A 14,785-nucleotide genomic window follows, 5' to 3' on the forward strand; every position below is an offset into this window, starting at 1 on the left:
CCGCAGGATTTCGCCGCGCAGCCAGATCTCGTCGCCTTCGATCAGCGCAAGCCCCGCGATGGGCGTTTCGCAGGAGCCATCCAGCGCGGCCAAGAACGCGCGTTCGGCGGCCAGCCTGTGACCGGTCGGCGTATCATGCAGCGGGGCCAGCAATTCGGCCGTTACGTCATCCGCAATACGCCACTCAATGCCAATCGCGCCTTGGGCAATCGCGGGCAGCATGTCTTCGGGTTCTATCCCGCCCGTCGCAATCTCGCTCATGCCCAGACGGTTTAGCCCCGCCATGGCAAGGAAGGTGCATTCGGCCACGCCATCTTGCAGCTTTTTCAGCCGGTTTGCACATTGCCGCGAAACTCGACCACTTTCAGGTCGGGCCGTTTGTTGAGCAGTTGCGCGCGACGGCGCAAGGACGACGACCCGACCACCGCCCCGCTTGGCAAATCGGCAATCCCTTGCGCCTTGTGCGACACGAATGCGTCGCGCGTGTCTTCGCGGGGCAGGTAACAGCCCAATGTCAGCCCGTCGGGCTGGACGGTCGGCATGTCCTTCATCGAATGGACGGCAATGTCGATTCGCCCTTCGACCATTGCCTCTTCGATTTCCTTGGTGAACAGACCCTTGTTCCCGATTTCCTTCAATGGGCGGTCCGCGTCGATCAGCGTGCGGTCGTCGCCCGTGGTCTTGATGACCATGATTTCGAATGCCGCCTCTGGCAGGCCATGCGCCGCCATCAGGCGCTGCTTCGTTTCATGGGCCTGCGCCAAGGCCAGCGGGGATCCGCGCGTGCCGATTTTCAGGGGCTGGTCGGGGGTCGGGTGTGCGTGTGTCATGCGGTTTGCATAGCGCCGTGCCCTGCGCCTTCAAGCGCAGAGTGTCATGCAGACTTGACAACGCCCGCCCGACTTGTGACGAGGATATCGACCAAGGAGAAAACCATATGACCAAGACCATCCTGCGCGCCCTTGCCGGGGAAACCTTGCCCACACCGCCCATCTGGATGATGCGCCAGGCCGGTCGCTACCTGCCCGAATACCGCGCCACCCGCGCGCAGGCCGGGATTTCCTGTCGCTGTGCTACAATCCCGAACTGGCGGCAGAGGTCACATTGCAACCGATCCGCCGCTACGGGTTTGATGCGGCCATCCTGTTTGCCGATATCCTGCTGGTGCCGCAGGCGCTTGGGGCCGATCTGTGGTTTGTCACCGGCGAAGGGCCGCGCCTGTCCACCATCACCGATCAGGCCGGGGTCGATGCGCTAAAGCCCACCGACGCCATCCACGACACGCTGAACCCGGTCTATGAAACCGTGCGCATCTTGTCGCGCGAATTACCACCCGAGACCACGCTGATTGGCTTTGCCGGTGCACCGTGGACAGTCGGCCACCTACATGATCGCCGGGCGCGGCACCAAGGACCAAGGCCCGGCCCACGCCCTGCGGACCGGCGCGCTCGAAGTGTTTGACGCGCTTATTGACCGGATCACCGATGCGACCATTGAATACCTGTCGATGCAGATCAAGGCAGGGCCGAAGTGGTCAAGATTTTCGATAGCTGGGCCGGGTCGCTGAAGGGCGACGCATTCGCCAAATACGCGCTTGCGCCCACCAAGCGGATCATTGACGCGCTGAAGGCGCGCCATCCCGGCATTCCGGTCATCGCCTTCCCGCGCGAGGGGGGCGAGAATTACATCGGCTTCCACAAGTCCAGCGGTGCCGATTGCGTGGCGCTGGACGATTCCGTCACGCCCGAATGGGCGGCGGCAAATGTGCAAACGGATGGCTGTGTGCAGGGCAATCTGGCGTCGCGCCACATGGTCACGGGCGGGCAAGAGCTGGTCGATGAAACGCGCAAGATCGTCGGAGCCTTCAAGAACGGCCCGCATATCTTTAACCTTGGGCATGGCATAACCCCCGATGCCGACCCCGAGAATGTGGCGCTGATGATAGAGACAGTGCGCAACTTCAAACCCTGACACGCAAACGGGCGGCCAAAAAGCCGCCCGCTGCATTCTTTGCGCAATGCCAGATCACTCGGGCAAGATGACCGAGTCGATCACATGGATCACGCCGTTCGACGCTTCGATATCGGCAATAATCACAGTCGCATCGTTCACGGTCACGCCACCATCCACGCCAATGGTCACGGTCTGGCCGTTCACGGTTTCGGGCATCATCCCGTCGCTCAGATCACCCGACATGACCGCACCCGGAACCACATGGTAGGTCAGGATAGAGGTCAGGGTCGGGATGTCGTTCAACAAGCCTTCGACGGTGCCCTCTGGCAGGGCGGCAAAGGCATCGTCAGTTGGTGCGAACACGGTGAACGGGCCGTCCCCCGACAGGGTATCAGCCAGGCCGGCCGCCGAGACGGCTGCAACCAGCGTCGTGAAGCGGCCATCTTCGGCAGCAATGTCTACGATCGTCTTGTCGTCGGTTCCGTTCGAGAGGGCAGGGGTGGCCAAGGCAAGGGCAATGGCAGCGCCGGCGAAAGTGGTCTTGAACATATCTAACCTCCATTGGTCATTGTCGTGATGACACGCAGGTTACGGTGCGGCATGCAGAGTGGATGTGGCACATTTTCGCGCGAGCCGGGCTTGACGACAAAGGGCGCGCGGCTAAGCCGGCGCGCCCTTGAGTTTCAAATCAAGTCAACGTGTTTCGATGTGACCAACCTGCGGTCAGTTCGTTGCGTCCGCCACGATCTGCTGCAACAAGTAATTGACCGGCTGCATGCTGCGGTCGCTATACTCGCGATAGCCCACCATGACCGGCGCGCCGTCTTCGGCAGGCTGGAAGACATAGATGCCATAGGGACAATGCTGGATGTTCATTAGGTCCGTCTCCATCACCTGACGGGACACATCGGCAGAGCAGAATGACATCACCTGCGCGCCCGCGAACAGATCCTTGGTGCCCCCGACATCTTCCTTGGTCCGGGCCAGCATTGCGCCAATATGGTTGACCGAATCGATCACCAGCCCGCGCCCGGTAATTGCCATCTCAACCGCAAAGACCACATCATCGAAGGATCCTTCGGCTTCGAACGTGTAAAACCCGTCAGCATGGGCCGGGCTGGCCATGGCCAGCGCAAGACCCAGCCCCAGCGCTTTGTAAGACATCAGCTTTCCTTTCCCTCAAGCGTGCATCCAAAGAAACCTACAAGACCTTTCTTTTAACGCCCTGATCTGGATCAAACAGGCCAGAAATCCGGGCAAGGGAAGTTTTTTCGCCTTCTTTGTCATTTTCCTGTTGCGTTGGAAAAGTGGATTCCCTAGATAGCGCTTCACCGGCGGCGGGGACGTTGCTGGTTGGCTGGAACGGCGGACGGTTGTTGTTTTGGCTATCATGATGGGAGACGAGGTTGCATGGGTTGCGCCGATATTGGTGCTGGCCTGTGTGGTATTGTCTTTTGTTGTGGTTTTGTTTGACAGTTTTGGAAACTTGAAGAGATATGTGGGCGGTTTGGTTCATTTCGATGGATCGGCCTGACACATATCGGTTCTCTAGGGGTGCGGAAGCGTCTCGATGATGGGAATGTCAGCTTCACTGTTTATGCGGCTTTCGGTTCTTTGGACTGGAGGCACATGAACAGGGTAACGCGTTTGGGCTTAGGTCTGGACGTGTTGATATGTGCTTGGGTTTGACGTCAAGGATACGGACCATGTCCGTTTCAACTTGAGAGTTTGATCCTGGCTCAGAACGAACGCTGGCGGCAGGCTTAACACATGCAAGTCGAGCGAGGACTTCGGTCCTAGCGGCGGACGGGTGAGTAACGCGTGGGAACGTGCCCTTTGCTACGGAATAGTCCTGGGAAACTGGGTTTAATACCGTATGTGCCCTTCGGGGGAAAGAATTTCGGCAAAGGATCGGCCCGCGTTGGATTAGGTAGTTGGTGGGGTAATGGCCTACCAAGCCGACGATCCATAGCTGGTTTGAGAGGATGATCAGCCACACTGGGACTGAGACACGGCCCAGACTCCTACGGGAGGCAGCAGTGGGGAATCTTAGACAATGGGGGCAACCCTGATCTAGCCATGCCGCGTGAGCGATGAAGGCCTTAGGGTTGTAAAGCTCTTTCGCTGGGGAAGATAATGACGGTACCCAGTAAAGAAGCCCCGGCTAACTCCGTGCCAGCAGCCGCGGTAATACGGAGGGGGCTAGCGTTGTTCGGAATTACTGGGCGTAAAGCGCGCGTAGGCGGATTGGAAAGTTGGGGGTGAAATCCCGGGGCTCAACCCCGGAACTGCCTCCAAAACTATCAGTCTGGAGTTCGAGAGAGGTGAGTGGAATTGCGAGTGTAGAGGTGAAATTCGTAGATATTCGCAGGAACACCAGTGGCGAAGGCGGCTCACTGGCTCGATACTGACGCTGAGGTGCGAAAGTGTGGGGAGCAAACAGGATTAGATACCCTGGTAGTCCACACCGTAAACGATGAATGCCAGACGTCGGCAAGCATGCTTGTCGGTGTCACACCTAACGGATTAAGCATTCCGCCTGGGGAGTACGGTCGCAAGATTAAAACTCAAAGGAATTGACGGGGGCCCGCACAAGCGGTGGAGCATGTGGTTTAATTCGAAGCAACGCGCAGAACCTTACCAACCCTTGACATGGGGGTCGCGGAACCAGAGATGGTTCTTTCAGTTCGGCTGGACCCCACACAGGTGCTGCATGGCTGTCGTCAGCTCGTGTCGTGAGATGTTCGGTTAAGTCCGGCAACGAGCGCAACCCACGTCCCCAGTTGCCAGCATTCAGTTGGGCACTCTGGGGAGACTGCCGATGATAAGTCGGAGGAAGGTGTGGATGACGTCAAGTCCTCATGGCCCTTACGGGTTGGGCTACACACGTGCTACAATGGTGGTGACAGAGGGATAATCCCTAAAAGCCATCTCAGTTCGGATTGGGGTCTGCAACTCGACCCCATGAAGTCGGAATCGCTAGTAATCGCGGAACAGCATGCCGCGGTGAATACGTTCCCGGGCCTTGTACACACCGCCCGTCACACCATGGGAGTTGGGTCTACCCGAAGGTGGTGCGCTAACCAGCAATGGAGGCAGCCAACCACGGTAGGCTCAGCGACTGGGGTGAAGTCGTAACAAGGTAGCCGTAGGGGAACCTGCGGCTGGATCACCTCCTTTCTAAGGATGTTTCTGGCAGATGGGCTTGCCCATCTCGTGAAACACTTAGCAGTGACAATCAAAGTCACATAAACGAACCGGACCGTCCTCATATCTCTTCAAGAAGAACCGCAGGCCTACCGGTCTGAACTTTGGGTCGGTAGCTCAGGTGGTTAGAGCGCACGCCTGATAAGCGTGAGGTCGGAGGTTCAAGTCCTCCTCGACCCACCATTACCTCCGGCGGGCTGCGATCAAGCATGGTTTTGTTTTGTGCTGAGTGCCCGGCAGCTTTGCTGCCACCGCGCAAGGCGCGGCGCGAAGCGTGCGTCGCCGCAGGCGACACTCAAGAACGGGGCCTTAGCTCAGCTGGGAGAGCGCCTGATTTGCATTCAGGAGGTCAGGAGTTCGATCCTCCTAGGCTCCACCATCAAACCCGGCGAGCGCAGCTCGCAAAAACGATCCGGGGGATCGTTTTTAGGGATTGATGCCAAGCAGCCATGCTGCGCGGCAGGGCTTCGCCTCGTCATGGTGGCTCCTAGGATTTATTATGCGCCAATTCGCAAGCGAATTGGCGGGTGGCTCCACCAAGACCCAGCTACGCTTCGCATTGGTGAAGCCCAGGGTTGTTTTATGCGCCAATCGTCAAGTCGATTGGCGGGTGGCTCCACCCGGCACATCGTCGAGATGTTGCAGTTTGAAAGACCAACACGATCATCAAGCACATGGGTCATGTGCTTGATCGTCCTGTTGGACGTTGGCAGCTTCGGCTGCTTTTTACATCGTTTAGAGAGATACACATCAGTGTCATGTTGGCATCTTCGCGTGAGAAGATGCCTGCAGGGTCTTCGGACTTTGCAAGACATGAGACTATTCCAAGTCAAGTACACTAACCAATTGTTCTGGATGCCCCGATCTATGCACGTAGAGACGGGTAGTGCGGTGCCAACGCGCTCAAGTGAGCTGCGCGGTAGCGCATAAAAAATCCAGGGCGGGAAACGTACAATGCTTTTGGTCTTGGGAAGCGTGGGGCGCGGGAACGCAAAAGGCCCGTTGCCCCCTGTCATGTGACGTTGCCTGTGAAAACGGGGAACCGATCTGGCTCTTTCTGGATCAAATCAAGCGCAATAAGGGCGTTTGGTGGATGCCTTGGCAGCAAGAGGCGATGAAGGACGTGATACTCTGCGATAAGCGCAGGCGAGCCGAGAATAGGCTTTGACCCTGCGATCTCCGAATGGGGCAACCCAACTGATTGTTTGTTGTTATTGCTTCGCAATAACATACGCTCCGCGCGGACCCTTGGTCCGTGGCCACCTTTGGGTGGCCGGGCGCGTATGTTGATGCGTGGTGGCTAACAATGAGCATACTCAGTTACTTTTAGGCTGAATACATAGGCTTAAAAGAGCAAACCCGGGGAACTGAAACATCTAAGTACCCGGAGGAAAGGAAATCAATAGAGACTCCGTTAGTAGTGGCGAGCGAACGCGGACCAGCCGAGCCGTGAATGTGGGCAGAACTGTCTGGAAAGGCAGGCCATAGCGGGTGACAGCCCCGTATGCGAAGCATGATCGGACGTATCAAGTAGGGCGGGACACGTGAAATCCTGTTCGAAGATCGGGGGACCACCCCCGAAGGCTAAGTACTCCTTGCTGACCGATAGCGAACCAGTACCGTGAGGGAAAGGTGAAAAGCACCCCGACGAGGGGAGTGAAACAGACCTGAAACCGGACGCCTACAAGCAGTCGGAGGGGACATGATCCCTGACGGCGTACCTTTTGTATAATGGGTCAACGACTTGGTCTATCTAGCAAGCTTAAACCGTTAGGTGTAGGCGCAGCGAAAGCGAGTCTTAAATGGGCGTCGAGTTAGATGGATCAGACCCGAAACCGAGTGATCTAGGCATGGCCAGGTTGAAGGTTGGGTAACACCAACTGGAGGACCGAACCCACATCCGTTGAAAAGGATCGGGATGAGCTGTGCCTAGGGGTGAAAGGCCAATCAAACTCGGAGATAGCTGGTTCTCCGCGAAATCTATTTAGGTAGAGCGTCAGACGAATACCCCGGGGGGTAGAGCACTGGATGGGTAATGGGGCCCCACAGGCTTACTGATCCTAACCAAACTCCGAATACCCGGGAGTACTATCTGGCAGACACACGGCGGGTGCTAACGTCCGTCGTGAAGAGGGAAACAACCCTGACCTACAGCTAAGGCCCCCAATTCATGGCTAAGTGGGAAAGCAGGTGGGACGACCAAAACAACCAGGAGGTTGGCTTAGAAGCAGCCATCCTTTAAAGATAGCGTAACAGCTCACTGGTCTAAATAAGTTGTCCTGCGGCGAAGATGTAACGGGGCTCAAGCCATGAGCCGAAGCTTAGGATGCACGTAAGTGCGTGGTAGCGGAGCGTTCTGTTCTGTACTTCTTGCGTCTTGCATGCCCCAAGGGGTGTGACGGACGCATCAGAAGTCTGCTGTGAAGCCGGCCCGTGAGGGACCGGTGGAGCGTTCAGAAGTGAGAATGTTGACATGAGTAGCGACAAACAGGGTGAGAGACCCTGTCGCCGAAAGTCCAAGGGTTCCTGCTTAAAGCTAATCTGAGCAGGGTAAGCCGGCCCCTAAGGCGAGGCCGAAAGGCGTAGTCGATGGGAACGAGGTTAATATTCCTCGGCCAGTGGGATGTGACGGATCGCGGACGTTGTTCACCCTTATCGGATTGGGTGGGCAGCCAGGCGGTCCCTGGAAATAGCCCCACATCAGACCGTACCCGAAACCGACACAGGTGGACTGGTAGAGAATACCAAGGCGCTTGAGAGAACCATGTTTAAGGAACTCGGCAAAATACCTCCGTAAGTTCGCGAGAAGGAGGCCCCGTCTTTGCGCAAGCAAGGGCGGGGGGCACAGACCAGGGGGTGGCGACTGTTTACTAAAAACACAGGGCTCTGCGAAGTCGCAAGACGACGTATAGGGTCTGACGCCTGCCCGGTGCCGGAAGGTTAAATGGAGGAGTGCAAGCTCCGAAATGAAGCCCCGGTAAACGGCGGCCGTAACTATAACGGTCCTAAGGTAGCGAAATTCCTTGTCGGGTAAGTTCCGACCTGCACGAATGGCGTAACGACTTCCCCGCTGTCTCGAACATGGACTCAGCGAAATTGAATTGCCTGTCAAGATGCAGGCTTCCCGCGGTTAGACGGAAAGACCCCGTGCACCTTTACTACAGCTTCACACTGGCATCAGGATTGCGATGTGCAGGATAGGTGGTAGGCTTTGAAACAGGAACGCCAGTTCCCGTGGAGCCTCCCTTGAGATACCACCCTTCGCACTCTTGATGTCTAACCGCGATCCTTGAACCAGGATCCGGGACCCTGTGTGGCAGGTAGTTTGACTGGGGCGGTCGCCTCCCAAACAGTAACGGAGGCGTGCGAAGGTGGGCTCAGAGCGGTCGGAAATCGCTCGTTGAGTGCAATGGCATAAGCCCGCCTGACTGCAAGACTGACAAGTCGAGCAGAGACGAAAGTCGGCCATAGTGATCCGGTGGTCCCGAGTGGAAGGGCCATCGCTCAACGGATAAAAGGTACGCCGGGGATAACAGGCTGATGATGCCCAAGAGTCCATATCGACGGCATCGTTTGGCACCTCGATGTCGGCTCATCTCATCCTGGGGCTGGAGTAGGTCCCAAGGGTACGGCTGTTCGCCGTTTAAAGAGGTACGTGAGCTGGGTTTAGAACGTCGTGAGACAGTTCGGTCCCTATCTGCCGTGGGTGTTGGAGACTTGAGAGGAGTTGCCCCTAGTACGAGAGGACCGGGGTGAACGTTCCACTGGTGGACCTGTTGTGGCGCCAGCCGCAGCGCAGGGTAGCTATGAACGGACAGGATAACCGCTGAAAGCATCTAAGCGGGAAGCCCCCCTCAAAACAAGGTCTCCCTTGAGAGCCGTGGTAGACCACCACGTCAATAGGCCGGAGATGTACGCGCAGCAATGCGCTCAGTCGACCGGTACTAATCGCTCGATCGGCTTGATTTGATCCAGTAACAACCAGATCAATTCCAAGACCAACACAACAAAAGCATGACCAAAATCGTCGGGCTCAAATCCCCCACCGATGTGTATCACTCAAGCGATAATACATCGCTTGATCAAGGTTGATTACCAGGTTTGGTGGCAATAGCGCGAGCAATACACCCGATCCCGTCCCGATCTCGGAAGTTAAGTGCCGCCGCGGCAATGGTACTGCGTCTCAAGACGTGGGAGAGTAGCTCACCGCCAAACCTCATAATCAACCTAAACCTCTAAACATACCACCGCGGGGTGGAGCAGCCAGGTAGCTCGTCAGGCTCATAACCTGAAGGTCACAGGTTCAAATCCTGTCCCCGCAACCATCGCCACTTGCCCAATGCCCGTAGCTCCGCTGCGGGCTTTCGCATTTGTGTCGCACAAAGCCAAAATCGCCCCCAATTCCCCATAAATCTCAATCACATGCCCGTTCGGCGCATCCGCGTCCGGCCGGAGCGTGATCCGTTGGATGAGACCCCGCAGAACCTCTGCTGCCTCCGTCCGCGTGCCGTCCTGGTCCAGAGCTGCCGCCAGGTCGCCCACCTTGCGGGCGTAGATGTCGGCCACGCCGGGATGCAGCACAATCGGGGCGGGGGCGGGCAGGGCGCTGATGCGGGTCTCGAGATCCTGGCGCTCGGCCTCCAGCCTGTCCATCCGCGCCTTCATGCTGTCATGGAACATGCCTTTCGCGATGGCGTCCACCATATTGTCGATCTCTTTGCACACCGCATCGAGCCGCCGCATATGAGTTTTGCGTGCCATGGCGTCCTGCGTGTCGGCTTCGCGCAGCGCACGTTGATATTCCGTGATGAAGGCCCGCACGAGATCCGGATGCATCAGCTTGTCCTTCAGACCCTGCAACGTGCGGCGCTCGACGTCTTTCCGCTCGATCGTCTTTCGGTTCGTGCAGGTCCCGCGATTACGCGCCGCCGAGCAGCCGTACCGCGTGGCACTGATCTTGATGTAATTCGCCCCGCAGCACCCGCAGCTCAGAAGCCCTGAAAACAGATAACTCGGCCGCTTGCCGCGCTCCGCATGGGGGGCGCCGGTATGTGGGCTGGCCTCGCGGGCGGTCACGATCTCGTCGCGGATCGCCCCTTGGCGGCGTTTGACGCGGTCCCAGAGGCTATCGTCGATGATCCGCAGATCGGGGACATCATGGATGACCCAGTCCTCAGGTGGGTTGAGCCGGGCCTGGCGTTTGTTGGTGTCTGGGTCTTTGACGAAGCGCTGGCGGTTCCAGACCAGCCGCCCGATATAGAGTTCATTATTCAGCAGGCCTGTCCCGCGTTTCCAGTTCCCCGAAATCGTCGAAAAGGACCATGTGCCTGTGCCTTTGCCACCTGCACGCGGGGCAGGGATCGCGTCACGGTTCAGCCCCATGGCAATGGTCCGGGCGGACAGACCCTGATCGTACTCTTCGAAGATGCGGCGAATGATGGCGGCCTCATCCGGGTCGATTACGCGATCACCGGTTGTGAAGGTGCCGTCGGGGCGTAACTGGCGGTCAAGGCGGTAGCCGTAGCTGATCCCACCTGCGGACTTGCCGGCAAGCACGCGGCCCTCAAGGCCCCGGTGGGTCTTGTCCGCGATCAGCTTGCGCGTCATCCCCGACACAAGCGAGGACAGGCCGACGTCAATCTCGGTGATCCGGCTGCCCTTACTGGTCACAATCGGGACCCCGAGATATGTCATCCGCTTGTAGAGCCTCGCGGAATGTTCGCCGTCACGGATGAGACGCTCGTAGCTTTCCGCCACGATCACATCGCAGCTGCCCGCTTCAACAAAAGACAGCATGCGCTGATAGTCGGACCGAAGGTGGTTGAACCCGCTTTGCGCATCGTCCGAGTAGACCCCGGCAATCGTCCAGCCTTTCTCCGCGCAGAGCCGTTCGCACAGCCGGATCTGGTCGGTCACAGAGGCCGCGGACTGGTGATCTGTGGAATAGCGGGCATAGATGACAGCACGCAGGCCAGCTTTGGGCAAAAGGTCAGTCATGAAAATGGCACTCTGTCTTTGCAAGGGTTGCGCGGGCCTCTGCCCGCGCCAAAAGTCGGACAAGGTCATACAAGGCCGGATGCGGCTGTGACGATATCGAGCTATGGATCCGTTTTACAAGGGTAATGCCGGGTCTGGCGGCGGATGGGGTCTTGGCAAGCGATATTGCCATCTCACCAGCCCCTCCGGGCAAGTCTTCTCTGTTCGCGCATGCGCGTTTCCTCCCAGCCTGCCCATTTTGAGCAGCGGTTTGATGATGGTATGAACAAGGGCATTTGCTGCCCGACTGAAGGTTACATATTCCATTTGAGGCTCCGTTTCAGCTTCAATTTGCGATTCGATTTCCGGAAATTGTGGACAACTTATTGCCGGCACAGGATATTCCGATTTGGCTGCTGCGATTGTTGCCATGGCCCGAGGCCAGGGAAATCTTTGGCCACGGGCAAGGCCGTCCCCGAAAATCCGGGCAAGCTTTGAAAAACGACGACGTGATCACAGTCGTAAAAAGGCCCACGCCGATCTTAAAACCGGCGCGGGCGATTTTGTTATGCCGGGATCTGATCGAGAAAATCCGGACACGGCAGCTCAATAATCGATCCGCCGAACTGCCGCAGAGTCGACATCAGATCAAAGACCTCGAAAAACCGCAGGATCAACCGCCCCGCAATGTCGCCCTGCGCCCCGGGCGCGGTGCAGGCAAACAAATCGCGGTGCTTGCGAGCCTCCGCGACAAGGTGGGCGCGATCAGACGGCTCTTCGATTTCAAAAATGGACTTCATCAAAAAGGCGATCCGCTGCAGATCGCGATCCTCCGGAATGACGGGCAGATGCAGGATCACATCAAACACCGTCTCTGTCAGCGCTTCCCAAGCAATCTCCAGATCGCGCAGATCTTCCGCCGCATCCAGCGCGAACAGATCAATGCCAGAGGCCTGATACTTGATCTCCGTCTTGATTGTCTTCTTGAACCGGCGCAGCAAAAGGTAAAACGCCGCCATTGTCGGCGTGAATTCTGCAATCGCTTTCGCTTCATGCGCAGCAGTGGTAGTCTTCGAAGTAGCCATTGGTCATCTCCTATTCAGATGGCTTGGTCAGGGGCCTAGTTGGTGTTCCAGCACCGCTGGGCCCCGTTGCATTTGTTAGCAACATTCTATATATTGCACTTGAAACGATATACGTCAATAGAAAAGTTCTAACAATGACAGCAAAAAGCGAACTGCGTTCAACTCCTCTAGGTCTCCGGGTTACCCCCTCCCTTAAGTCTGCCATTGAAAAAGCGGCAAAAGATGACCGCAGATCAATGGCCTCGATGGCCGAACTGATCCTCACAGACTGGCTCGAAAACAAGGGATACCTTGAGAAAGATGGCTGATCTGGTGAATAAAGGTGAGCCCAAAAGTAGAGAATTCGTCACCCGTGATAAAAAACCTTCAGGCGGCCCTGACCTTATCCTGTCAGGGCCGCCCTGCCGTAAGTGATGCGCATTGTTCTAGCGCCAACCGGGCACCAGCGCAGCGCAATGGAACGACGCACAGGGCGGACAGCCGACTGTGACCTTGCGGCATTGCGGCCGCAGCATCCGACTGAAACGGCCGTTCGATCCAAGGATGACCTTGTGATTTGATCTGCGCCACCCGATACCGAGCTAGGCATCCCAAGACCGGCCTACAGGTTATAAACTTGACCTCGCTGCTTCGCTAGGCAACGTTGACGTGACGCCGCATTCCATTTTGGATAAGGTCAGCAAATGAAGAGCTGTATCCACAATGACAAAATTCGATTTCACGCTTTGCCTTCTGGGAACCGTCCTTGCCGTCATTTGCAGTTTGGCCCTTTGGCGGCTTGCCTTCTTGTCGACTGATCTTGCCTATCTCGCGCTTCTACCGCTGGGGTTGATGGTCGCGATTGGAGCATACAAGAACGCAATCGACCGGCGGCGCGCGCTTTTATCCGCTACTCTTCAAAGCACCTCACCGCTTCAGCCCATTGCGCGGGGCAGATTGTTCACTGCGTTCACCGCGACATCCGTTGCAGTCTTCTGCATCGCGGCCTTGGGGTACAAATCACTCTTTGCTGGTCTTGAAGAGCTTGTGGCCGCAATCGCGATTATAGGTATCAGCGTTGCCAGTTATGCTCTTGGTCTAAGATGGTTTGCACGCGATGTTGTCGAAACCTCTCTGTCTTGGTTCAGTGCGAAATTCGCGTTTCTTGTCACCTGCGTTGTTTCCATCTTTCCATACATTTGGATTGAGATGGCATTCGTCACGCGCCTTGGTGCGATTGACGCGGACTTCAACGAAGCCATCGGTGTGTCCCTCGCGCGCCTTCCAGCACGAAACAGTCTGCTGGACGAGATTGTTTCCATCATCATCTTTCTGGATACTGTTCGGCTCTGGGTTGTAGCTAGGTTCGATAGTGCCGCGATCTGGATCATATATGGAATATATGCTGCGTTGATATGCACTGTCATTGCAACAACTGCAATTTCTATTGCGACCCTATATCATTCCCATATCGTACCCACGCGCAAAAGACCTTTAGACCAAGCTGGAGAACCAGAGTGACTGACCCTGAAAAGACCACGCGTATCCTGTTCTTATCCTTTTGGGCGACAATCATATTGATTGCGGGCGGAACGCTGGCGCTCCTGGTCGCGGCACATATGCAAACGCATGCCGTTTCTGAACGGCAGCAGCAAGTTCTTGGATCACCTTCATTCGATCCCCAGATCCCTAGTGAAATCGATATTCCGGGAACCGTTCTTCAGCGGATTTTCGTCCGCGCATCGAACCAAGCCAAAGAAATAACTATCGAAATGCTGGATCGTATTTTGGATAGGGCCTTTGATCCCGTCGATGCTGCAATCCCAGCATATGTGAGCTTCCATTATTCGGTTCGTGGCCAGTATACAGAGCTATTCGGGGCATCCGGGATTATTGAGAGTGCGATTCAGACGCGCGTATTTGATAGTTTTGACGAAGAATTGGACGCTGCGATGAATGAAATCGACCTGATATTCTCGCAAGAGTTCAATCGTAGTGTGCGGGAACAGCTGAACGCCGAAATCCCGGTCGCTTGGAGGGGCGCTCAGATGTCCGCAATCACCGAAGCCGCTATCGGCGATGCCCAATACCGAATGCGTTATACTTTGCCCGTCGGGAGTTTTGTTGCAACGACGGGTGGGTTCGCGTCGGCGAAACTGGCGGCCGCGATTGCCGCAAAGATCGCCGCCAAAGTCGCAGCAAAAACGGCCGTAGGACTAGCCGTGAAGAGCACAGGCATTGGTGGCGGCGCGGCGACCGGAGCCGCGATCGGAGCCTTTCTTGGCCCGGTGGGTGCCGGTGTTGGCGGGGTAGTTGGAGGCGCAGTGGCCTGGGTTGCTGTGGATTCGGCCATAATTCTGATAGATGAGCTATGGAATCGCGAAGAGTTCGAGAGCGATCTTCGCACCATGATCGACGAGGAACGTCATATCTTGCGAGGAATGCTTGGGACTGCCATTCGACAAAAGGTCGAGGCCACGGAGAATTTCACAATTCAGGAGCGTCTTCGGCAATAAATTGCAAGGCGCAGAAATATTTTGCATCGGCCCACCTCCCCAGGCAGCGGGCGACATCCGGCAGGCACA

9 protein-coding genes, 3 tRNA genes, 3 rRNA genes and 2 pseudogenes are annotated in these 14,785 nt (G+C 56.8%); 10 read left to right on the forward strand and 7 right to left on the reverse strand.

Annotated elements, in window-relative coordinates; all coding sequences use genetic code 11:
• Nucleotides 1-830 (reverse strand): annotated as a pseudogene (gene hemC, locus AWT76_RS03480) (hydroxymethylbilane synthase); the annotation flags it as partial.
• Between the two features lie 107 nt (nucleotides 831-937).
• Between hemC and hemE the strand changes: the two are divergent.
• Nucleotides 938-1,971, forward strand: a pseudogene (hemE, locus tag AWT76_RS03485) (uroporphyrinogen decarboxylase).
• A gap of 54 nt (nucleotides 1,972-2,025) precedes the next feature.
• Here hemE and AWT76_RS03490 read toward each other — a convergent pair.
• The 3 genes from AWT76_RS03490 to AWT76_RS16610 form a co-directional block, all read right to left on the reverse strand.
• A complete protein-coding gene (locus AWT76_RS03490; RefSeq protein ID WP_072244625.1) occupies nucleotides 2,026-2,502 on the reverse strand; it encodes a fasciclin domain-containing protein in 477 nt (158 codons plus the stop codon).
• A 174-nt stretch (nucleotides 2,503-2,676) separates the two neighbouring features.
• Entirely contained in the window at nucleotides 2,677-3,117 is a 441-nt protein-coding gene (locus AWT76_RS03495; protein WP_072244627.1) for a hypothetical protein, read from the reverse strand.
• A 37-nt stretch (nucleotides 3,118-3,154) separates the two neighbouring features.
• A complete protein-coding gene (locus tag AWT76_RS16610; protein WP_141655843.1) occupies nucleotides 3,155-3,469 on the reverse strand; it encodes a hypothetical protein in 315 nt (104 codons plus the stop codon).
• Nucleotides 3,470-3,669: 200 nt separating this feature from the next.
• On the opposite strand from AWT76_RS16610, the gene AWT76_RS03500 reads away from it, so the two are divergent.
• The 6 genes from AWT76_RS03500 (at nucleotide 3,670) to AWT76_RS03525 (ending at nucleotide 9,485) form a co-directional block, all read left to right on the forward strand.
• Nucleotides 3,670-5,133: ribosomal RNA gene (locus AWT76_RS03500) — 16S ribosomal RNA — on the forward strand.
• Between the two features lie 133 nt (nucleotides 5,134-5,266).
• Nucleotides 5,267-5,343: transfer RNA gene (locus tag AWT76_RS03505), tRNA-Ile, on the forward strand.
• A 120-nt stretch (nucleotides 5,344-5,463) separates the two neighbouring features.
• A tRNA-Ala gene (locus AWT76_RS03510) sits at nucleotides 5,464-5,539 on the forward strand.
• A gap of 686 nt (nucleotides 5,540-6,225) precedes the next feature.
• Nucleotides 6,226-9,129 (forward strand): 23S ribosomal RNA (locus AWT76_RS03515).
• 131 nt (nucleotides 9,130-9,260) lie between these two features.
• Nucleotides 9,261-9,375: ribosomal RNA gene (gene rrf, locus AWT76_RS03520) — 5S ribosomal RNA — on the forward strand.
• The 16S, 23S and 5S rRNA genes sit together here with 3 tRNA genes alongside, the layout of an rRNA operon.
• 33 nt (nucleotides 9,376-9,408) lie before the next feature.
• Nucleotides 9,409-9,485 (forward strand) — tRNA-Met (locus AWT76_RS03525).
• Here the strand turns inward: AWT76_RS03525 and AWT76_RS03530 are convergent.
• The 3 genes from AWT76_RS03530 to AWT76_RS03535 all read right to left on the reverse strand — a co-directional run bounded on the left by AWT76_RS03530 (nucleotide 9,442) and on the right by AWT76_RS03535 (nucleotide 12,221).
• A complete protein-coding gene (locus tag AWT76_RS03530) occupies nucleotides 9,442-11,226 on the reverse strand; it encodes a recombinase family protein (RefSeq protein WP_342667182.1) in 1,785 nt (594 codons plus the stop codon). The two genes, AWT76_RS03525 and AWT76_RS03530, sit on opposite strands and share 44 nt — an antisense overlap.
• Before the next feature lie 45 nt (nucleotides 11,227-11,271).
• On the reverse strand, nucleotides 11,272-11,568 hold the full coding sequence (locus tag AWT76_RS16615) for a hypothetical protein (protein WP_141655862.1): 297 nt from the start codon (nucleotides 11,566-11,568) through the stop codon (nucleotides 11,272-11,274).
• A 134-nt stretch (nucleotides 11,569-11,702) separates the two neighbouring features.
• Nucleotides 11,703-12,221, reverse strand: a complete 519-nt coding sequence (locus AWT76_RS03535; RefSeq protein ID WP_141655863.1) for a hypothetical protein — start codon at nucleotides 12,219-12,221, stop codon at nucleotides 11,703-11,705.
• Between the two features lie 134 nt (nucleotides 12,222-12,355).
• Between AWT76_RS03535 and AWT76_RS16860 the strand changes: the two genes are divergently transcribed.
• The 3 genes from AWT76_RS16860 to AWT76_RS16620 all read left to right on the forward strand — a co-directional run bounded on the left by AWT76_RS16860 (nucleotide 12,356) and on the right by AWT76_RS16620 (nucleotide 14,716).
• A complete protein-coding gene (locus AWT76_RS16860) occupies nucleotides 12,356-12,529 on the forward strand; it encodes an IFT57 family protein (RefSeq protein WP_176699327.1) in 174 nt (57 codons plus the stop codon).
• A gap of 394 nt (nucleotides 12,530-12,923) precedes the next feature.
• Nucleotides 12,924-13,721, forward strand: a complete 798-nt coding sequence (locus AWT76_RS03540) for a hypothetical protein (protein WP_072244969.1) — start codon at nucleotides 12,924-12,926, stop codon at nucleotides 13,719-13,721.
• Nucleotides 13,718-14,716 (forward strand): hypothetical protein, encoded by a 999-nt coding sequence (locus AWT76_RS16620; protein WP_072244971.1) that lies wholly within the window; start codon nucleotides 13,718-13,720, stop codon nucleotides 14,714-14,716. The genes AWT76_RS03540 and AWT76_RS16620 overlap by 4 nt, the downstream gene beginning before the upstream one ends.
• Nucleotides 14,717-14,785 lie beyond the last annotated feature (69 nt).

Source organism: Roseibaca calidilacus, assembly GCF_001517585.1.
In the GTDB taxonomy this organism is placed as follows: domain Bacteria; phylum Pseudomonadota; class Alphaproteobacteria; order Rhodobacterales; family Rhodobacteraceae; genus Roseinatronobacter; species Roseinatronobacter calidilacus.